Here is a 21855-nt window from a genome sequence, read left to right on the forward strand (position 1 = left end):
TGAGTGACATTGTTCGGGCAAAATCCGAAAAGGAAGTCACTCAAACCCGGATGTGTGACATTGTTCGGGCAAAATCCGAAAAGGAAGTCACTTAAATCCGGATAAGTGACATTGTTTGGGCAAAATCCGAAAAGGAAGTCACTCAAATCCCGTTGAGTGACATTGTTAGGGGAAAATCCGAAAAGGAAGTCACTTAAATCCGGATAAGTGACATTGTTTGGGCACAATCCGAAAAGGAAGTCACTCAAATCCCGTTGAGTGACATTGTTAGGGGAAAATCCGAAAAGGACGTCACTGAAATCCGGATAAGTGACATTGTTAGGGCAAAATCCGAAAAGGAAGTCACTCAAATCCGGATGAGTGACATTGTTCGGGCAAACTCCGAAAAGGAAGTCACTCAAATCCCGTTGAGTGACATTGTTAGGGGAAAATCCGAAAAGGACGTCACTGAAATCCGGATAAGTGACATTGTTAGGGCAAAATCCGAAAAGGAAGTCACTCAAATCCGGATGAGTGACATTGTTCGGGCAAAATCCGAAAAGGAAGTCACTCAAATCCCGTTGATTGACATTGTTAGGGTAAAATGCGAAAAGGAAGTCACTCAAACCCGAATGAGTGGCATTGTTCGGGCAAAATGCGAAAAGGAAGTCACTTAAATCCGGATGAGTGACATTGTTTGGGCAAAATCCGAAAGGGTAGTCACTCAAATCAGAATGAGTGAAAGATTTGCTCAAAAGCCGAAAAGGTGTCACTCAAATCGGCTAACACCAGCCAAACCGCAACAGAAACCCTCCATTAACTGAGGATCAGGTTCTACCAACTCTATCGGCGTCATAGGATTTACTAGAAAACCGGTTTCAGGCATCGCGTGTTTGGAACCGCTAGTAAATCAATTGGCGGGGATGGTGGAACGATGAAACACAGGTCGAACAATGCGCTAATCATATCAGGGACGGGCCTGGCAAAGGGAGTCGCCCTACTGGCCATCTTCCTTCTTAGCAGTTTTACCGCGAGTGGACTTCTTGCATCCATTGGTACGGCAAATACCCAAACTTCCCTTGGCATCGGACATTCGCCCGGTAAAATCAATACGGAACTGCTTTACCAATTCGCGGGATGGGAGAACCATTATTTCGCGAGCCGGGATGGAAAAGGAGCGAGTCCGAAGCTTGCAAATCTCTTTTTATCCGTATCGGCCAATATCAAGCTAGACGACCCGAGAAGCCTACTCGGCCGCGAATTGCCTGGTTTTTATTTGTTCGATAGCTGGATTGCCGTTGCGGGGGAAGGGACAAATTATACGAATATGCCGATTGAGTCGGCCCCGCCTATCGAAATAATGAGGGCGGAACGGGAGGCCGCGCTTCAGAACCTCAGCGAAATCCCCTTGACTGGCAAAAATGATAGTCCCCCATCTGCAAGATGGAAAGAGGGCGTGTTCATTTATTTCTCCCATAACAGGGAGTCTTATTTGCCCTATTTGAAAGGCGTAAAAGACCCAAACAGCGCCTACCATTCAAAAATCAACGTCACACAAATCGGGAATGTGCTGAAAAAAAGCCTTGAAGCAAGGGGAATTGGGACGACTGTTAATAAAACAGACATCAATAAAAACCTACTTGCCAAGAATTTGAGATATGAGCAATCGTATTTGGAAGCTAGGAATATTGTCAAAGAAGCGATGGCTACGAACAAGGACCAATATTATTTTGACATCCACAGGGATTCAAAACGGAAAAAAGACACAACCAAACTGATTAACGGTGCTTCCTATGCAAAGCTGGCATTTATTATCGGCGGCGACAATCCAAACTACAAAAAGAATTTGCAATTAGCAAAAGACCTACACGAGCTGCTCGAAAAGAATTACAAAGGGCTGAGCACCGGTGTGTGGGTAAAAAAAGGAAAGGGAACGAATGGGAAATTCAACCAGGACTTATCAGGCAATGCCATCCTCATTGAATTTGGCGGAGTCGATAATACATTCGAGGAATTAAACCGGTCCGCTGAGGCGTTTGCCGATGTTTTCGCTGATTACTTCTGGCAGGCTGAGAGTGTTGGACAACCGCTTGAACAGCCGACCGATAAAAAATAAAAGGAGGGAGCGGCATGAAGCTGTTTACATTAAAAGCGCTTGGGCTTGCCGCCATCATGTTCGCTCTAGCACTTGGGGGAATGCAGGCAGCAAATGGCGGAATCAACCGGATTAAGGGATACGGGGATTCGGGTTATAAGCAGCCTGTTTCATTTGAAAGAGATGGCCGGGAAGAATTGAAAGTCGGCATTATGGGCGAAGAGGCTGCCATAATCAGTTTGGATAAAAGGGCCCGGGAATCAGAAGAATCGAAAGGCTTCAATTTATTTTCTTCCATGGGCAAGGCGCTGACAAGCGTTTTGTCCGGAGCGATAAAAGGAATCCTCGAATTTTTTTCAAGGTAAGACCTTATCTTTTTTTGTCCGGCCATGTATGGCACGGGCATATTTTTTTGTATTGTTCCCTACACGGGCGGTAAGGGATGCCGCCCTTTCCTCTCATTTCCACTTCCAGAGAGAATCGTTGTCTATCTCCGCGAAGCAACCTTCACTTTTCATTGAAAGTTGATTTTTGTGCTGATATAATCAAAAATAGTCTACATGTGCGTAAAACAGGAGTGATCCCTATTGAATAGAGAAGAACGTTTGAAAAGGCAGTCGAAAATAAGGAACTTTTCGATTATTGCCCATATTGACCATGGCAAGTCGACACTTGCCGACCGAATCTTGGAAAAAACGAATGCATTGACCTCACGTGAAATGAAGGATCAGCTGCTTGACTCGATGGACCTTGAGCGTGAGCGTGGAATAACGATTAAGCTAAACGCCGTCCAGTTAAAATATAAGGCAAAAGACGGCGAAGAGTATATCTTCCATTTGATCGATACCCCAGGGCACGTCGATTTCACATACGAGGTTTCGCGAAGCCTCGCAGCATGTGAAGGGGCTATCCTTGTCGTGGATGCGGCGCAGGGGATAGAAGCCCAAACGCTTGCAAACGTTTATCTTGCCCTTGATAATGACCTGGAAATCCTTCCGGTTATCAATAAAATTGATTTGCCGAGCGCAGACCCGGAGCGAGTCCGTAATGAAATCGAGGAGGTCATCGGCCTTGATGCTTCCGAAGCGGTCCTTGCTTCAGCCAAAGCCGGCATTGGAATTGAAGACATCCTTGAGCAGGTAGTCAAACAGGTTCCCGCTCCGTCGGGAGATCCGGAAGCCCCATTAAAGGCCTTAATTTTCGACTCTCTTTATGATGCATACCGCGGCGTCGTTGCCTATATTAGGGTCGTAGACGGTACAGTCAAGGTTGGCGACAAAATCAAGATGATGGCAACCGGGAAAGAATTCGAAGTAAACGAAGTCGGTGTGTTCGCCCCTAAAGCTGAAGCACGCCAAGAGCTGACAGTCGGGGATGTCGGTTTCCTGACCGCTTCGATTAAAAATGTCAGCGATACTAGGGTCGGTGATACGATTACGAACGCAAAAGGCGGGGTAACTGAGCCGCTGCCAGGCTACCGGAAATTGAACCCGATGGTTTTCTGTGGATTGTATCCTATTGATTCTGCAAAATTTAACGATCTGCGCGAAGCCCTCGAAAAACTTGAGCTAAATGATGCTGCTCTCCAGTTCGAGCCTGAAACATCCCAAGCGCTAGGATTCGGTTTCCGTTGCGGATTCCTAGGCCTGCTCCACATGGAAATCATTCAGGAACGGATTGAGCGCGAGTTTAAAATCGACCTGATTACAACGGCACCGAGTGTAATTTATCATGTTGTTATGACGGACGGAACCGAGCTTAAAGTGGATAACCCATCCAATATGCCGGACCCGCAAAAAATTGATCATGTCGAAGAGCCATATGTCAAAGCAACGATGATGGCACCGAACGATTATGTCGGCGCGATTATGGAACTTTGCCAGCATAAGCGGGGTATTTTCATCGACATGCAATACTTGGATGAAAACCGTGTCAGCATTGTATATGAAATCCCGCTTGCCGAAATTGTTTATGACTTCTTTGACCAGCTTAAGTCGAATACAAGGGGCTATGCGTCCTTTGACTATGAACTGATTGGCTATAAGCCATCCAAGCTGGTCAAGATGGATATTCTGCTGAACGCGGAAAAGGTTGATGCCTTAAGCTTCATCGTCCATAAGGACTTTTCCTTTGAACGTGGAAAGGCAATTGTTGAAAAGCTGAAGGACCTCATACCAAGGCAGCAGTTCGAGGTACCTGTCCAGGCAGCCATTGGGCAAAAAATAGTTGCCCGATCCACAATAAAAGCAATTCGCAAAAACGTTCTTGCCAAGTGTTACGGCGGGGACATTTCCCGAAAACGTAAGCTTCTTGAGAAGCAAAAGGAAGGGAAAAAGCGGATGAAACAAGTTGGCTCTGTTGAAGTTCCACAGGAAGCATTCATGGCTGTCCTTAAAATGGATGACACCAAAAAGTAAACATGAACGAGATAGCAGGCAACCGCCAAATCAGGTGGTGCCTGCTTTTTTTATTTTGAAAGATACTATCCCCCCGCTGCCACGAAACGCTTGGCACTTTTTCCTACAATGATGAGAAAAAGCCGAAGATTTAATATTTTTGCAATGTAACCCTTTACAATTTTATTCGATTGCAATCCGAGAAGGCTTATACTTCAGTAGGGAACTTGGTTTGCCTAATCTTTGGTTTGGCCTATTCCGCCATCCAAAAGGGCAATTAGCAAAAAAAAATCGGGAGGATAGTAAAGTGATTTATACGATTATTAAAAAGAACTCCTATCAGGATTCGATCAACCTAATGTTATTAACAAATGCAATCTCCGCGACAGAAGGTGTTAACAAAGCCCAAATCATGATGGGAACTCCTTCAAACAAGGATATTTTCAGAGGAGCGGGATTGTATACAGAGGAACTTGAAGCAGCTCAGCCGAACGATATGGCGATTGTTGTCGACACAGAAGATGAAAAGCTGATTGATGAAATCCTCGTAAAAGTGGATGAATACTTGCAAAACCAGGCAACCACAAGTGCAGGGGATGAATATGAGACGGTCCGGACCTGGGACAAGGCAATCAAAGCCATGCCAGACGCGACTGTGGCATTGATTTCAGTACCTGGCACGTATGCGGCGGAAGAAGCTGAAAAAGCGCTGGACCTTGGCCTTCACCCATTCATTTTCAGTGACAACGTATCAATTGAAGATGAAGTGCGCCTAAAGAGAAAGGCACATGAAAAAGGTCTTCTTGTCATGGGGCCGGATTGCGGTACAGGAATCCTTGATGGCATTCCGATGGCTTTTGCGAATGTAGTAAAAAAAGGAAAAATCGGGATTGTCGGAGCATCCGGAACAGGCATCCAGGAAGTATCTGCTATCATCGACCGCCTGGGAGAAGGCGTCAGCCATGCAATCGGCACAGGCGGGCGTGACCTGAAAAGTTCAATTGGTGCAATCACCATGATGGATGGAATCCGTGCGTTGGAAGCCCATAGGCAGACAGAAGTTATTTGTATTATTTCCAAGCCGCCAGCAAAAGAAGTCCGCGATGAAGTTGTTGAACTGCTTCAGGCGGTTTCCAAGCCGGTTGTCGCCATTTTCCTTGGCGAAAAACCGACACAATACGAAGGCAATGTATACCAGGCTTATACCCTTGAAGAAACTGCACTGATTGCGGTTGACCTTGCAAAAGGAAACGAAGTGAAACCCGATTATAATACAGGATTATATGAAGTGGACCATATTGAGTTAAAACCAGAACAAAATGCAATTAAAGGCCTCTACTCCGGAGGTACACTCGCTTCCGAGGCTGCTGTGCTTATTTCCGACGCCCTTGGCCTAGGAACAGAAATTAAAAATGAAGACGGTTATGTTCTGAAAACTGGCCACCAGGTTGTCGTTGACCTTGGTGACGATAAATATACACAAGGAAAACCCCACCCAATGATCGACCCAGGAACACGGGCGAACTTCATTGAAGAGGCAGCAAAAGACGAGCACACAGCTGTAATCCTTCTTGATTTCGTTCTTGGCTACGGTTCTCACGATGACATGGCGGACGCGCTCCTTCCTTCTATTAAAAAAGCGGTTTCCTATGCAGAAGAGCAGGGCCGTAAACTTTATGTCATAGCTTCTGTATGCGGTACAGAAAATGATCCGCAAGATTTTCAGGGACAAAGGAAAAAGCTTGCCGAAGCTGGGGTTATTATTAAAGACAGCAACAACCAGGCAGTTCGCACCGCACTAGCAATTGTCGGCCTGAAAATCAATGATGTTGAAAAAGTTCATGTTGATGCCGCCAAACAGGAAAAAGAGTACAATTTCGAAGTTTCCAAGGAAATGGAAGCACTTGTTAACAATAAACCAAGTGTAATCAATGTAGGGCTAAAGAGCTTTACAGATTCAATCACAGCCTTTGGAGGCCGTGCGGTACAATTCGATTGGAGGCCAATCGCGGGTGGAAACGAAAAAATGAGAAAGATATTGAACCTCCTAAATAATTACCGCAGATAGGAAGGCGTACGATTGATTTTTGCCTGTAGCGCTTACTCACTTGATCCCTTGTTTGGGAATCAGCGGGCAAGTTTATAAGTCACCATTAAAAAAGACTGGGAGGAAGACTCATGCAATTCAAAACAATTGATGAAGCAAACAGAGCCGTCATTGAAAAAATCACTGGATCTGCGCCATTTCTTGTCGATGTTGTTCCGGCAAAAGAAAAAATCAAAGAATTAAACGAAGGGAAAGTCCTGCTTCATGCAGGCCCGCCAATAAAATGGGAAGAGATGACAGGACCGATGCAGGGATCCTGCGTCGGCGCCTATCTGTTCGAAGGCTGGGCTGAAACAGAAGAAGAGGCGAGAAGCGCGCTCGAAAATGGCGAGGTTACATTCATCCCCTGCCACCATGTAAATGCTGTTGGCCCGATGGGTGGCATCACATCTGCAAACATGCCGGTCCTAGTCGTTGAAAATCGTTCTGAAGGAAATGAAGCATATTGCACGATGAATGAGGGAATTGGGGCGGTCCTTCGTTTCGGGGCCTATTCCGATGAGGTGGTAAACCGCCTGAAATGGATGAAGGATGTTTTAGCGCCGACTATTTCAAAAGCATTGAAGCTAACGGAAGCTGGCCTTAACATCAACGTAATGATTGCCAAGGCAATTACAATGGGGGACGAATTTCACCAGCGTAATATTGCGGCGTCACTTATTTTCCTAAAAGAAATAAGCCCTTACATCGTACAGCTAGATATTGATAACAAGGAAAAGAATGAAGTAATTAAATTCCTTGCCGATACAGATCAATTTTTCCTGAACATCGCCATGGCTACTAGCAAGGCGGTTCTGGATGGTGCAAGAAAAATCCAGGACGGAACAGTTGTTACCGCTATGACCCGTAACGGAAAAGAGTTTGGAATCCGTATCAGCGGAATGGGCGATGAGTGGTTCACGGCTCCGGTTAATACACCGCAAGGCCTTTTCTTTACTGGATATTCCCAGGATGATGCAAACCCTGATATTGGTGATAGCGCGATTACCGAAGCATTCGGCGTTGGAGGCATGGCAATGATTGCAGCCCCTGGAGTTACTCGTTTTGTGGGCGCAGGCGGCTTCCATGATGCCCTTTCAACTAGCAATGAAATGATGGAAATTTGTATCGATCAAAACAGCAACTTCTCAATCCCTACTTGGGACTTCCAGGGTGCTTGTCTTGGAATCGATGCGAGGAAGGTTGTTGAAACAGGTATTGAGCCTATTATCAACACTGGGATTGCCCACAAAAAAGCAGGTGTGGGCCAGATTGGAGCAGGTACTGTCCGTGCTCCTAAGGAATGCTTTGAAAAAGCAATTGAGGCTTATGCAATTAAGCTTGGCCTAATCGAAAAAGAAGCTTAAGAGTTATTGACAAGGACCGGTGCCTTCAGGCTTGCTGAAGAAGTAACGTCATATGTCTACATGATTTTGGCCGTTGTCCAAAATGTCTATGTAAATTATGGCAAGCCTGGTCAAAAGGCACTAACACATGTTACGTTGGAAGAAGCAAAAAAATATGTTGAAGAAGACCAATTTTCAGTTGGAAGCATTGGCCCCAAAATGGAAGTGGCAATCAAATTCGCCGAGCAAAGCGGCAGGGCAATTATTTGCTCGCTTGACCATGCGGACCTGGCAATGGAAGGGACAGCCGGCACGCATATTATAAACTAAGTACATTTCCTAAAGATTATGGTATCTGCCTACGCTTAACATACACTTAAGCTTGGGCGGATGCTTTTTTATATCCATAACGGAGGAGGGGTGAAAATGAGGGAAGCCCGTTCGTTTAAAAAAGAACTTATTTATTCCTTTTTGACTATCGCATTTTTTTCCATTGCTTTTCTCGGGGCTTTTCAAATTTATCAATTATCTTCCCTTGTAAAAGAAAATCAAAAAAGCCAGTCGCTCACTACAAAATACCTCGCGGATTATATTAGCAATTATGTGTCAGAACATAAGAATATTATCCAGACAGAAGCGTTGAATGCAAGCAGGCTTTTTCAAGAAGGGGACATGGCGGAGATTCAAGCTCAGCTAAAGGATATAAAGGCGAACTATCCAGGCTTTGTGAATATGTATGTCGGCGACCAAAGGGGCCAATCCCTCGTTTTTTACCCTGAGGTTTATACGGATGGAGCAAAGGGGGAAAATCTTAATTTCAGTGACCGTTCGTATTATAAAGAATTATTGGAGACGAAAAAAACAGTTGTCACCCCTGTTTTTCATGGAAGGGGAGGAACCGACAAGCTGTTGGTCACGATTGTCTCCCCTATGTTTGATGGAAAAGGGGAGATGATTGGTTATGTACTTGGCGCTCTAGACCTGAACGCACTGGGAGAACATATTCAAAGGCGTAATTTTGGGGAAGAAGGTTATGCGGTCGTCGTTGACCAGAAAAAGAATGTCGTTGTGCACCCCCACTTCGATACGAGAAGGGAACTTGTTAACCTGTCGCAATCCGAAATAGCGAGATATATAGATTCCAGCGAAGCAGACAGGGGAAGCAGCTTTGTTCAACTGAAGAACCCTAGTGAGAACATTTATATCACCTATGAGAAAGTGGCCCCCTTCAATTGGACAGTATGGGTTGCCAAACCTTCCGAAGCGATTACAAAAACGTATAAAAATGCGCTTATCACCATTCTGGTGTTCCTCCTCCTGACAGCCTTTGTCATGGTTGGGGTATCCCTTGTCTTGACGAACAGGCTTGAAAAATCAATCCAAAGGCTGCTGGATTACATAAAGGATTATACGAAAGGCCTTAAAGCGAAGCATGTGAAGCCCGAGAAAATTCAGGGCCCAAAGGAAATGCGAGAGCTACTCTATTATTTTAATAATATGATTGATGAAGTTGAAAAAAATAGAAGCAGTTTGATTGAACTGAACAAAAGGCTTGAGGCGAGGGTGCAGGAGCGGACTGCCAATCTGGAAAAAAAGAATTCCGAGCTGAAAGCGGTAAATAAGCTGATCACGTCGGTTTCGACCGATAAGGACCTTGCTCAATTCATCCAATATTGCCTTCAGGAAATCGAACAATTCATGGACTATTCAATCCATGTTTGCATTAACGATTTGGCGGTGACCAACAGGTCGATTCATACGAACCAAAATTTGATGCAATACCTGAACGATCACATGGCCGGTGAGCAACAGTACATGGAACCAATCCAAATCGACAAGAGTAATCGAGGCTTCCTTGTTGTTGACCTTTCGGGAAGGCAAAGTATCTCAGTGAGTGACCAGGAATTCCTCAGAACATTTGCAGGCTCGCTCGCCGTCATGCTCCAAAACAAGTTCCTTTTTGAACTGACAAGAAACAAGCATGCCGTACTTAAGGCTGTCCTTGAAAGTATGTCCGAAGGCCTGATGCTTTTGAACAACCAAAAGGAAGTCGAATATGTGAATGAATTCTTCCTCAAGGTTGTTGCCCTTGAGGATAGTGGAGGACAAGAGGGTGAAGAAAATCCACTCGCCACTTTCGATGATGTTTTTAAGCGGTTCCTTCAACTGTTCGATGTGGATAAAGAAGACTTGTCGGCCTTTTTTGACGATGGCATTGGAGAACTGAAGCTTGAATATAAGCGGGCTTCCAAAAAACCGAAGTATTATTTGCTGCACAATTTTTCTGTCATGCTTGATGAAGAGAGGATTGGCGAAGGCCTCGTTCTTAGGGACATAACCAAGGAAGAGGAAATCGACCTGTTAAAAAACAACCTGATTTCATTGACTTCCCATGAATTCAAAACGCCCATCACGACCATAAAAGGCAGTGTCGAAACGCTGCTTCGCTCGGAGGTGGAATGGGATCCGGAATTCAAACAGGAACTTTTGGAAGGGGTACATGAAGATATTAAGAGGATTGAACACCTGGTGAATGACTGGCTCGATATTTCAAAAATAGACTCGGGTACAATGTACGTAGAGAGGAATGCGATCCGCGCGGACCATATAATCGAACTATCAATGGAATCGATTCCCGAGCAGTTTACGGAGGATGCTATCATTACATTTAAGAACCGTCTTGGAGAAGGTGCGACCTTCTTTGCGGATAAAATGCGTGTCCAACAGGTGCTTATCAATTTAATGACAAATGCGCTACGCTACAATGATTCAAGCCCTAAGAAAATCGACATCACCCTTGGCGAAATAGAAGGCTTTATTACTATTTCGGTCGCTGATAATGGTATCGGGATTTCAGAGGATCAGTTGGAAAAGATTTTTAACCGTTTTTACCAGGTAGATGTAACGGCTACAAGAAGGACTGGAGGAACTGGCCTTGGCCTTGCTATATGCAAAGGGGTCATGGATGCTCATGAAGGAAGAATAAAGGTCGAAAGCAAGCCCGGGAACGGCAGTGTCTTTACGTTATATTTTCCTGAAAAGGAAGGGGAAGAGTAAGTGAAAAACCAAAGGATTTGCATCGTTGACGATGAAATGAAAATTCTTAGATTTGTTTCCGCAAATTTGAAATCGATAGGTTACGAGGTTTCGACAGTAACCTCAGGTGATGAGTTGTTCGAGAAATATGATCTTATTTCACCCGATTTGATCCTGCTCGATATTATGATGCCTGGTCAGGATGGTTTCTACGTCCTGGAGAAACTACGCAAATTTTCGGATGTGCCTGTCATTATGCTCACAGCAAGGAGCAACCCGAAGGATAAGGTGCAGGGCCTGAATTTCGGGGCTGATGACTACCTGACAAAGCCATTTTCTCTCGATGAGCTTTTTGCAAGGGTCAATGCTGTCCTGCGGAGGAGCCAATTGGCGAATCCGGAAACGAAAAAGAATCAAACCTCTGCCGTACGGACCGGTGAACTGACAATTGACATGGGTAGCAGCCGCTGCTGGATCGGGGAAAAGGAATTTAAGTTGACCCATACCGAATATTCCGTTATGGAAATCCTCGCACTTAACCTGGACAAGGTTGTCCCCCATGAGACATTGCTGTCCGAGGTATGGGGTCCCCAATATAGGGATGATATCGATTATTTGCGAGTTGGCATTGCTAGGATCCGGAAAAAGTTAAAAGATGCCCTTGGCTCAAAAGAAGAATATATTGTAACGTATCCCGGCCTGGGCTATATGCTTAAGAGTATTTAAAAAAGTATTAGCGACACAGGTAAGCCCGTACAAGCATCAGCTGCTGTACGGGCTTTTTTATTCAAGATTCGGACCTTAGTGTCTTTCTTGTTCTACATTCTTTTACAATTGGTGTGTTCTATTGCCGATAGATTAAATCTTTTTAACTAATTTAATCTTTTTGCAATGTAACGGCTTACAAATTTTATTCGTTTGCAATGGCCTTTATCCTATATTGAATATGAACAATGCAATAATATTTAACTGGCATTTGCCACGTCTTAATTTAGGAGGAAGGTAAATGGAAAAAGTATCAAAGCTCAATGAGACGCCTGAGATTAAAGAAAAGGGCATTCCTTACTGGGTCAAAGTAGTTACAGTATTTTTCTTGGGGTGGATTGCACTCTATGCCACACGCGCGATACTTAACCCAATCATGGATGATTTACAGGTGGAATTCGGCTTAACTGCCGCGCAACTGGGTTTAATTAGCAGTATCTTCTTCATCGGCTATGCAGGGTTGAACGTTCCTTCCGGTATACTCGGTGATAAAATTGGCAAGAAAAAAGTATTGGTGCCAGGTGTTATTCTGTTTGGTATAATGGCTGCGGTTGCTGGGTCAATGCCAACATTCGGATTCTTTATGTTTGCCTGGCTATTGGTTGGTATTTTCCAAGGTTTCTATTACGGCCCGCAATACGGTCTTTCGTCCGAAGCGATTCCTGCCAAGCACATCACTGTAGGCAGCGCAATTATCAATAGCGGTATGGCATTTGGTCTTTCAGCAGGTTATTTTATTTCAACGTACACTGTTGATACACTCGGCATGAGCTGGAGAGCTCCGTTCTACGTCATTGCAATCCCTGTCGTGCTCATCGGCCTTGCCATGTGGTGGGTCATTAAAGATAAGCCGAAGACAAAAGAGGCAAAAGCTAGTGAAAATGGCGGCCAAAAGTTAAGAGTAAAAGATCTTTTCAGCAGAAACCTTATTTTTGCTTATATTACAATCTTCTGTGCGATTTACGCTTTCTTCGTCGTTGTTACATGGATTCCTTATTACCTTGAGCACGCACGTGGAATCAAAGGAACAGAAGTTGCTGTTGTATCATCACTAGTACCATGGGCAGCCATTCCAGGTTCGATTCTCTTCAGCTGGATTGCCGACAGAATGGGTAAACGCCGTCCGGTCCTACTGGTTATGATTCCGCTTTCAATTATTGCGATTGTTTCAATCGTTGCTTTTGACAATATGTATGTTTTATATGCAGCGCTAATTGGTTACGGTATCTTCGGTAAAATCAGCACAAACCCTGTCCTGGTGGCAGTCGTTGCCGATAACGCGCCAAAGCATGCTTTAGGCACGGCCTTTGGTTTATATAACTTTATCGGTATGTGCGGTTCCATCCTCGCTCCTTATATCACTGGATGGCTCACGGATGTTACTGGTTCATTGAATTCAGGATTCTACTTTGGTGGCATCCTACTCGTAATCGGTTTAATTTCTGTCATGTTTATTAAAGAAGATAACCGGCCTAACATTGAAGGTGCGGCAGCAAAATAATCTTTCAAAAATATGTACTTAGAAGCAGGGACCTTAAAGGTTTCCTGCTTTTTCTTTTTTAGTATAATGGGGTATTATGTATTAAGCTTTTCTACAAGAATGAGGTGTTTTCATTTGTATAAACAATCGCCGCAAGCGGCGTATATCCATATTCCTTTTTGCCAGCATATTTGCCATTATTGCGATTTTAATAAATTTTTCCTTCAAGGCCAGCCGGTAGACGAATACCTCGAAGCGCTTGATAAGGAAATGGCCCTGACACTTGAAGGTAATCCGGCCGAGGCGATGAAAAGCCTATTTGTCGGAGGGGGAACGCCTACAGCATTGAATGTTGCCCAGTTGGAAAAGCTTTGCAAAAGCATTAACGCCCATTTTCGGAAGCCACCGGAAATCGAGTACACTTTTGAAGGAAATCCAGGCGATCTTTCCTATGAAAAGCTCGCCATTCTTAAAAATAGTGGTGTAAATAGGCTAAGCATTGGCGTTCAATCGTTTAACGATGATTTGCTAAAAAAAATCGGCCGGAGCCACAGGGCGATAGATGTATATAAAACGGTGGAGGATGCAAAAAGGGCAGGTTTCGAAAATATTTCCGTTGACCTTATCTATGCGCTTCCTGGTCAAACGCTTGACGATTTCAGGGAGACGCTATCCGAGGCATTATCCCTTGGCCTTCCACATTTTTCCGGCTATTCGCTTATCATCGAACCAAAGACGGTTTTTTATAATCTGATGAAAAAGGGAAAACTGCCGCTGCCTGGCGAGGACGTGGAAGCGGCGATGTATGAGCTGCTAATGGATGAAATGGCTAAGCATGGCTATCGGCAATATGAAATAAGTAATTTTGCGAAAAAAGGCTTTGAAAGCCTCCACAATATAACATATTGGAAAAATGAAGAGTACTATGGATTCGGGGCTGGCGCGCACAGTTATGTTGGCAAAGTCCGCCGTTCCAACATCGGACCGCTTAACAGGTACATGACATCTCTTGATGAAGGGCGGCTACCTGTCTTGGAGGAAAACGAGGTAACAAAGGAAGAGGCAATGGAAGAAGAAATGTTCCTTGGCCTGAGGATGTCGGATGGAGTCAAAAAAGCTCATTTTGAAAAGAAATTCAGTGTACCACTTGAATCTGTTTTCCAATCCCAAATTGAAACTTTGTCGAAAAATGGCCTTATCGATGCAGAAGGGGAGAGCGTCTTTCTTACTCGAAAAGGAAAGCTTCTTGGGAACGAGGTTTTTCAATCATTTTTAATGTAATAGGCAATCCTATTTTGAATCGAAATCATTGACACGTTCGGACGGTTTTGGTACTTTATTAGTAGAATTAGCACTCGGGATAAATGAGTGCTAACAGGGGTGATGAACTTGTTAACAGATCGCCAATTGCTTATTCTTCAGGTCATTGTTGATGAATTCATCCGGTCCGCACAGCCGGTCGGTTCCCGGAGTTTGTCAAAGAAAGGGAATATTTCATTCAGTTCCGCGACAATCCGAAATGAAATGGCGGATCTTGAGGATCTTGGGTATATAGAAAAGACTCATACGTCATCCGGCAGGATCCCTTCAGAAAAAGGATACCGCTATTATGTCGATCATCTGCTGTCTCCAGAGAAAATCGACCAGAAAGACCTTACCAAAATTAAGTCGATTTTTGCCGAGCGGATTTTCGAATTTGAAAAAATCATCCAGCGTTCCGCCATGATACTGTCAGAAATGACAAGCTATACTTCTATTATGCTTGGGCCTGCGGTTGAGGAAAACCGGCTGAGAAAAATTCAAATTGTCCCTTTAAACAAAGAAACGGCGATTGCAATTATTGTCACAGATACTGGGCATGTAGAAAATAAGATGATTCAGCTTCCGGCTTCGCTCGATGCGGGAGATCTTGAAAAAATGGTCAATATCCTTAACGAAAGGCTTGCGGGTGTTCCACTCCTTGATTTACGGGATAAACTGTATAAGGAAGTGGCTGTTTTGCTTCGGCAGCATATTAGCAACTATGATCTGATGCTCCACCTCATTTCGGATGCTTTTAAAATGCCGGTCAGCGAAAAATTATTTTTCGGTGGCAAAACCAATATCCTCAGCCAGCCTGAATTTAATGATATATCCAAGATACGCAGCCTCCTGTCCATGATTGAGCAGGAGCAGCCTGTTTACGAATTAATCAAAAACAGCCCGGCTGGGATTACAATAAGGATTGGCCGCGAAAATGACAACCAGGCGATGGAAAATTGCAGCCTGATTACAGCCACTTATACAATGGGCGATGAAAGTCTCGGAAGCATTGGGATTCTTGGGCCAACCAGAATGGAATATTCACGGGTGGTAGGCCTGCTGAAAATCATCAGCCGCGATTTGTCTACAGTACTCACAAAGCTGTATCAAACGAAATAGCCTTGGAAATATTGAGTATGGGCGGATGCCTTATCCCGCCCTTTTTAATGGCCTTTTTCCGAGTCTTTGGCCATTATGGGCTTTTTTAGCAAGTTATGTTTTGGGGAAAATTCGAGTAGAAATAGACAGTTCCTTTAAGGGAGGTGAGCAAATTGACAGAAGAAAAGAAAACTGATACTACCCAGCCGGAAGATTTGGAGCAGAGAGAGAATGAGGCTGGAATTGAAGAAACTGCTGCCGAGCGCACTGAAGCGCCAGAAGGAACTGGCCTTTCGGATGAAAAGTGTGCTGAGCTTGAAAAAAAGCTTGAGGAAGCTGAAAATCGCTACTTTAGGCTGCAGGCTGATTTCGATAATTACCGGCGCCGAGTTAAAATTGATACCGAAGCGGCCGAAAAATACAGGGCACAGAGCCTGATTTCAGATATTCTTCCAACCCTGGACAATTTTGAAAGAGCATTGGGCGTGGAAGTTGAGGGTGAACATGCCGCATCACTGAAGCAAGGGATGGAATTGGTTTACCGTGGCTTGCTGGATGCGCTGAAGAAGGAAGGCCTTGAGCCAATCGAGGCAAAGGGCAAACCGTTTGACCCGAATTATCACCAGGCGGTCATGCAAGTGGAAGACGATGCTTATGAGTCAAATACAGTGGTTGAAGAGTTTCAAAAAGGGTATTTGCTAAAGGATAGGGTAATTCGTTATTCAATGGTAAAAGTGAATCAATAAAATTGCCTTTCTACATATTTGGAATTGGAGGAAAAGGATTATGAGCAAAATCATTGGAATCGACCTTGGAACGACCAACTCCTGTGTGGCCGTCCTTGAAGGGGGAGAACCTAAAGTAATCCCTAATCCGGAGGGTAACCGCACGACTCCATCCGTTGTTGCCTTTAAAAATGGCGAGCGTCAGATTGGTGAAGTGGCAAAGCGCCAGGCTGTTACAAATGCGAATACAATCATGTCAATTAAAAGGCATATGGGCACAACCCATACGGTGGAAATTGAAGGGAAAAAATACACTCCTCAAGAGGTTTCCGCAATCTTGCTTCAGTACTTGAAGTCCTATGCGGAAGATTATCTTGGCGAAAAAGTTACGAAGGCCGTCATCACTGTTCCTGCCTACTTTAACGATGCAGAGCGCCAGGCGACGAAAGACGCAGGCCGGATTGCAGGACTTGAAGTAGAAAGGATCATTAACGAGCCAACTGCTGCCGCGTTAGCTTATGGCCTTGATAAAACGGAAGAAGACCAAACAATCCTCGTATACGATCTTGGAGGCGGTACGTTTGATGTATCCATCCTTGAACTTGGCGATGGGGTTTTTGAAGTAAAAGCTACCGCTGGTGATAACCGCCTTGGTGGCGATGATTTCGACCAGGCTGTAATTGATTATCTTGTTGAACAGTTCAAAAAGGAAAACGGAATTGATCTTTCACAGGATAAAATGGCCCTTCAGCGCTTGAAGGATGCGGCCGAAAAAGCTAAGAAAGACCTTTCAGGTGTTACGTCAACTCAGATTTCATTGCCATTTATTACGGCTGGCGCAGCAGGACCGCTTCACCTTGATATTACATTGACAAGAGCGAAATTCGATGAATTGACTGCTGATCTTGTTGAACGCACGATGGGGCCTACACGCCAGGCATTAAGCGATGCCGGAATGTCTGCATCTGAAATTGACAAAGTCATTCTCGTTGGAGGTTCGACAAGGATCCCTGCCGTCCAGGAAGCAATCAAACGCGCGACCGGCAAAGAGCCACACCGTGGCGTAAACCCTGACGAAGTAGTTGCAATGGGCGCTGCCATTCAGGGAGGAGTCATTTCTGGAGATGTGAAGGATATCGTTCTTCTCGACGTAACCCCGCTTTCTCTTGGAATCGAAACGATGGGTGGCGTTTTTACGAAATTGATTGAACGGAATACAACAATTCCTACTTCTAAATCACAAATTTTCTCTACTGCCGCTGACAACCAGACTGCAGTCGATATACATGTCCTTCAAGGGGAAAGGCCAATGGCTGCGCACAACAAGACGCTTGGGCGTTTCCAATTGACCGATATTCCTCCGGCTCCACGTGGAATCCCTCAAATTGAAGTATCGTTTGATATCGACAAAAACGGTATTGTAAATGTCCGCGCGAAGGACCTTGGTACGAACAAAGAGCAGCAAATCACCATCAAGTCCTCAACCGGCCTGAGCGATGAAGAAATCCAACGCATGGTCAAAGAAGCGGAAATGAATGCCGAAGTCGACAAGAAAGCTAAGGAAGAGGCGGACCTCCGCAACGAAGCCGACCAGCTCGTCTTCACAACTGAAAAGACGCTAAAGGATCTTGAAGGCAAGGTAGACGCTTCCGAAGTGGCAAAGGCCAACGAAGCGAAGGATGCCCTGAAGGCCGCGATTGAGAAAAATGATCTGGATGAAATGCGCGCGAAGAAAGATGCATTGCAGGAAATCGTCCAGAACCTTTCTGTAAAGCTATATGAAGAAGCAGCAAAGCAGGCGCAGGCACAGCAAGGCCAGAATCCGGGTCCTGAAAACGCAGGCCCGAAAGACGACAACGTCGTCGATGCCGAATTCGAAGAAATCAAAGACGAGAAATAAGAAAAGCATAGGCGGCTTGACCAGGGGCAACAGGCTTAAGACGAGACGGCCAGAAGGCGTTCTTTGCCTTCTTGACGGATTGGCTTTAGACCCCGAGCCCCTAGCCGCTGCAGCTGGACAAAGAAAAGCGGAAGCAGCCGTTTAGCTCCGTATGCAAGACAATAGAAAAGCAAGGGTCTCGCCATGAGGTTCCTTTTTACATTGAAAAAGTCAAAGTCACGATATCCGGCTTTGGCTTTTTCTGTGGAATGCCTGGCGCAGTAATCATCTTTATATTGTTTAACACCCATGCGAATGCTACAATTATTTTTATGTGAGATTTTCGGGAGTGGTTAGATGAGCAAAAGGGACTATTATGAAGTACTTGGAGTCGGAAAGGATGCCTCCAAGGATGAAATCAAAAAGGCATACAGGAAGCTTTCCAAACAGCTCCATCCTGATGTTAACAAGGAACCTAATGCCGATGAGAAATTCAAGGAAGTAAAAGAGGCATATGAAACGCTCAATGACGACCAAAAGCGCGCCCACTACGACCAGTTTGGGCATACCGATCCGAACCAGGGGTTTGGTGGTTTCGGAGGTGGAGCCGATTTTGGCGGCGGCTTTGGCGGTTTTGAAGATATATTCAACACTTTTTTTGGCGGAGGGGCAGCCAGGAGGCGTGACCCAAATGCGCCAAGGCAGGGCGCGGACCTTCAATATACAATGACTGTGACATTTGAGGAAGCCGCTTTCGGAAAAGAGACAGACATTGAAATACCGCGTGATGAAACATGTGGAACATGCCATGGCTCGGGTGCGAAGCCAGGCACTCACCCTGAAACATGCGGCCACTGCCATGGGACTGGCCAGCTGAATGTCGAACAAAACACACCATTTGGCCGTATAGTCAACCGTCGGGTTTGTTCATACTGCAATGGTACAGGAAAGGAAATTAAGCATAAGTGCGCGACCTGTGGCGGAGAAGGAAAAGTAAGGAAACGCAAGAAAATCCATGTGAAAATTCCAGCGGGAATCGATGACGGGCAACAGCTGAGAATGGCTGGCCAGGGAGAAGCCGGTGTCAATGGCGGGCCACCAGGGGATTTGTACGTTGTTTTCCACGTCAGGCCACATGAGTTTTTCGAGCGCGAAGGCGACGATGTCTACTGCGAAATGCCTTTGACATTTGTCCAGGCATCGCTTGGAGATGAAATTGAAGTTCCAACTTTGCACGGGAAAGTAAAGCTAAAAATCCCTGCCGGAACGCAAACGGGAACCAAATTCCGTCTACGCGGAAAAGGCATTCCGAATGTCAGGGGCTATGGCACAGGCGACCAGCATGTGATTGTCAGGATTATCACCCCTACAAAATTGACGGACAAACAAAAACAGCTTCTTCGCGAATTTGCAGAAATAAGCGGGAACGCGCCGCTAGGCGATCATGAAGAAAGCTTTTTTTCAAAAGTAAAACGCGCCTTCAAAGGCGATTGAGAGTGGGGCAGGCAAGATGAAATGGTCTGAAATCAGCATCCATACGGCGAATGAAGCAGTTGAACCGATTTCCCATATCCTCCATGAAGCTGGGGCAAGCGGGGTTGTCATTGAAGACCCATTTGAGCTTATTAAAGAAAGGGAAGATCAGTTCGGGGAAATTTATCAGCTCGATCCGAATGATTACCCGGAGGAAGGCGTTATTGTGAAGGCGTACCTGCCAGTAAACAGCTTCCTTGGTGAAACGGTCGAAGCTATTAAGGAATCAATCAATAATCTAATCATTTACGATATCGATATCGGGTTGAACAAAGTTACGATTTCTGAAGTGAACGAGGAAGAATGGGCGACCGCCTGGAAAAAATACTACAATCCTGTGAAAATTTCAGAACGGTTCACGGTAGTTCCGACGTGGGAAGAATATACACCCGTGAATAGCGATGAATTGATTATTGAACTTGATCCGGGAATGGCTTTCGGTACAGGGACCCATCCAACAACTGTCATGTGCATCCAGGCTCTCGAACGGACTGTAAAGCAGGGGGATGAAGTGATCGATGTGGGCACTGGGTCCGGTGTCCTAAGCATAGCTGCGGCATTGCTTGGCGCCTCTTCCATTAAGGCGTATGATCTTGACGAAGTGGCCGTTAAATCAGCTAGGCTGAATATTAAGCTGAATAAGGTCCAGGACAGAGTTTTGGTTGCTCAGAACAATTTGCTTGACGGGATAGAAGAGCGTTCAGCTGATGTTGTTGTGGCCAATATTCTTGCCGAAGTTATTTTGCGATTTACAGACGATGTGGCCCGCGTCCTGAAACCAGGAGGCACCTTCATCGCTTCTGGGATCATTCAGGCCAAAAAGGATTTGGTGAAGGATGCAATCATAAACGAAGGCTTTTCAATTGTAGAAACAATTGTAATGGAAGACTGGGTTGCGATTATCGCCCAAAAGAAATAATTTTTTGCTCGAGGCGTCCGCTTTTTCCAGGCGGATGCTTTTTTTTGTGTAACTGGAAATTGTACGTCGAGGTTGCATCATGTTGGGCAGAGGCTGTTAAATTCACGGCATATGAGTCCAAAGAAGCCTCATGCTTGGACACAAAACGTAAAAATCATGGGGTATGAGTCCAAAGAAGCCTCAAGTTAAATCTCTGGGTCCTCTTTTACAATAAGAATGGTTAGTAAAATGGCTTTAGAGTTATCAATGAACAGGGTTGAGCATCGTTCGGAAAGGTGAGCACTGCTAATTCGCCCTGTTTTTAAAACGATTCACCCCGTTTTTTAGCTTATTCGCCCCGTTTTTCAAGTGATTCGCCTTTATCTAAATTTTCATACAATTAAAACACCTGTAATCACACAAAATAAAGTGACTTTATTAGTAACTTTTAGTAAAATAGAAATATTGCTTACAGAGGGGTGCTTCACGTGCAGCGCTATTTTGTTGAAAAAATGGAAGATGACCGCTTCATCCTGGAAGGGGATGACCGTTTCCACATTGTGAAGGTGATGCGGATGGGGATAGGCGATCAAATCATTTGTGTCAGCCCAAGCGGGAGGAGCGCTGTATGCGAAATTGCAGAAATTACCGGTGAAATGGTAGCCGCGGACGTTGTAAAATGGAATGATGAAACCACTGAATTTCCTATTCGTGTGGCGATTGCAAGCGGACTTCCTAAAGGGGACAAGCTTGAATGGATCATCCAAAAGGGAACCGAAATGGGAGCCCACAGGTTCATCCCATTTTCCGCAGCGCGCTCCGTCGTAAAGTTGGACGAAAAAAAATCGGGCAAGAAGGCGGAACGTTGGCAGAAAATTGCCAAGGAAGCAGCTGAACAATCACACCGCAACATTTTGCCTGAAGTTTCTGCTCCGGTCGATTTTCGCACTCTGCTCACTGAGTCCCAAAACTATGATGCAAAGCTCGTAGCATATGAGGAAGAAAGCAGGATTGGGGAAACTTCCGTGTTCTCAGAAACACTCGCGAAATTAAAGCCCGGCGATTCCCTGTTAATTGTTTTTGGGCCGGAGGGAGGGCTTTCCGAAGGGGAAGTCAATCTTCTTAAGGATCATGGCTTTCGGCTTTGCGGTCTTGGACCACGAATTTTAAGGACGGAAACCGCCCCGCTCTATGCGCTGGCGGCGATATCCTATCATTTAGAATTAATGAGGTGAGT

17 protein-coding genes are annotated in these 21855 nt (G+C 45.1%); 16 read left to right on the forward strand and 1 reads right to left on the reverse strand.

The window, feature by feature from the left end; genetic code table 11:
- Window positions 1-752 (reverse strand): hypothetical protein (locus RB160_RS18720; protein WP_316571957.1); only part of this gene is annotated, 752 nt, incomplete at its 3' end.
- Between the two features lie 161 nt (window positions 753-913).
- Between RB160_RS18720 and spoIIP the strand changes: the two genes are divergently transcribed.
- The 16 genes from spoIIP to RB160_RS18800 all read left to right on the forward strand — a co-directional run bounded on the left by spoIIP (window position 914) and on the right by RB160_RS18800 (window position 21853).
- Window positions 914-2095: a stage II sporulation protein P gene (gene spoIIP / locus RB160_RS18725; RefSeq protein WP_316571958.1), complete on the forward strand. Its 1182-nt coding sequence runs from the start codon at window positions 914-916 to the stop codon at window positions 2093-2095.
- Between the two features lie 14 nt (window positions 2096-2109).
- Complete coding sequence (locus RB160_RS18730) at window positions 2110-2439, forward strand: DUF3679 domain-containing protein (RefSeq protein ID WP_316571959.1); 330 nt, start codon at window positions 2110-2112, stop codon at window positions 2437-2439.
- Window positions 2440-2661: 222 nt separating this feature from the next.
- On the forward strand, window positions 2662-4491 hold the full coding sequence (lepA, locus tag RB160_RS18735) for a translation elongation factor 4 (protein WP_316571960.1): 1830 nt from the start codon (window positions 2662-2664) through the stop codon (window positions 4489-4491).
- 286 nt (window positions 4492-4777) lie between these two features.
- Window positions 4778-6538 carry an acyl-CoA synthetase FdrA gene (fdrA, locus tag RB160_RS18740; protein WP_316571961.1) on the forward strand — a complete coding sequence of 587 codons (1761 nt, stop codon included), beginning with the start codon at window positions 4778-4780 and terminating at the stop codon, window positions 6536-6538.
- A gap of 110 nt (window positions 6539-6648) precedes the next feature.
- A complete protein-coding gene (locus RB160_RS18745) occupies window positions 6649-7923 on the forward strand; it encodes a YlbE family protein (RefSeq protein ID WP_316571962.1) in 1275 nt (424 codons plus the stop codon).
- Window positions 7924-7929: 6 nt separating this feature from the next.
- On the forward strand, window positions 7930-8232 hold the full coding sequence (locus RB160_RS18750) for an amino acid kinase family protein (protein ID WP_316571963.1): 303 nt from the start codon (window positions 7930-7932) through the stop codon (window positions 8230-8232).
- Window positions 8233-8328: 96 nt separating this feature from the next.
- Window positions 8329-10959, forward strand: coding sequence for an ATP-binding protein (locus RB160_RS18755; RefSeq protein WP_316571964.1), 2631 nt, complete (start codon window positions 8329-8331; stop codon window positions 10957-10959).
- On the forward strand, window positions 10960-11664 hold the full coding sequence (locus RB160_RS18760) for a response regulator transcription factor (RefSeq protein WP_316571965.1): 705 nt from the start codon (window positions 10960-10962) through the stop codon (window positions 11662-11664). It abuts the gene before it with no gap.
- A gap of 280 nt (window positions 11665-11944) precedes the next feature.
- Complete coding sequence (locus RB160_RS18765; RefSeq protein ID WP_316571966.1) at window positions 11945-13204, forward strand: MFS transporter; 1260 nt, start codon at window positions 11945-11947, stop codon at window positions 13202-13204.
- 114 nt (window positions 13205-13318) lie between these two features.
- Entirely contained in the window at window positions 13319-14464 is a 1146-nt protein-coding gene (gene hemW / locus RB160_RS18770; protein ID WP_316571967.1) for a radical SAM family heme chaperone HemW, read from the forward strand.
- Between the two features lie 108 nt (window positions 14465-14572).
- Window positions 14573-15604, forward strand: a complete 1032-nt coding sequence (gene hrcA, locus RB160_RS18775; RefSeq protein WP_316571968.1) for a heat-inducible transcriptional repressor HrcA — start codon at window positions 14573-14575, stop codon at window positions 15602-15604.
- A gap of 152 nt (window positions 15605-15756) precedes the next feature.
- Window positions 15757-16329, forward strand: a complete 573-nt coding sequence (grpE, locus tag RB160_RS18780) for a nucleotide exchange factor GrpE (protein ID WP_316571969.1) — start codon at window positions 15757-15759, stop codon at window positions 16327-16329.
- Window positions 16330-16369: 40 nt separating this feature from the next.
- Window positions 16370-18208, forward strand: coding sequence for a molecular chaperone DnaK (gene dnaK, locus RB160_RS18785; RefSeq protein ID WP_316571970.1), 1839 nt, complete (start codon window positions 16370-16372; stop codon window positions 18206-18208).
- Between the two features lie 336 nt (window positions 18209-18544).
- Complete coding sequence (gene dnaJ, locus RB160_RS18790; RefSeq protein ID WP_316571971.1) at window positions 18545-19681, forward strand: molecular chaperone DnaJ; 1137 nt, start codon at window positions 18545-18547, stop codon at window positions 19679-19681.
- A 16-nt stretch (window positions 19682-19697) separates the two neighbouring features.
- Entirely contained in the window at window positions 19698-20639 is a 942-nt protein-coding gene (gene prmA, locus RB160_RS18795) for a 50S ribosomal protein L11 methyltransferase (RefSeq protein WP_316571972.1), read from the forward strand.
- A 467-nt stretch (window positions 20640-21106) separates the two neighbouring features.
- On the forward strand, window positions 21107-21853 hold the full coding sequence (locus tag RB160_RS18800) for a 16S rRNA (uracil(1498)-N(3))-methyltransferase (RefSeq protein WP_316571973.1): 747 nt from the start codon (window positions 21107-21109) through the stop codon (window positions 21851-21853).
- Window positions 21854-21855 lie beyond the last annotated feature (2 nt).

It is taken from the genome of Neobacillus sp. YIM B06451 (assembly GCF_032667185.1).
Taxonomy (GTDB): domain Bacteria; phylum Bacillota; class Bacilli; order Bacillales; family Cytobacillaceae; genus Bacillus_D.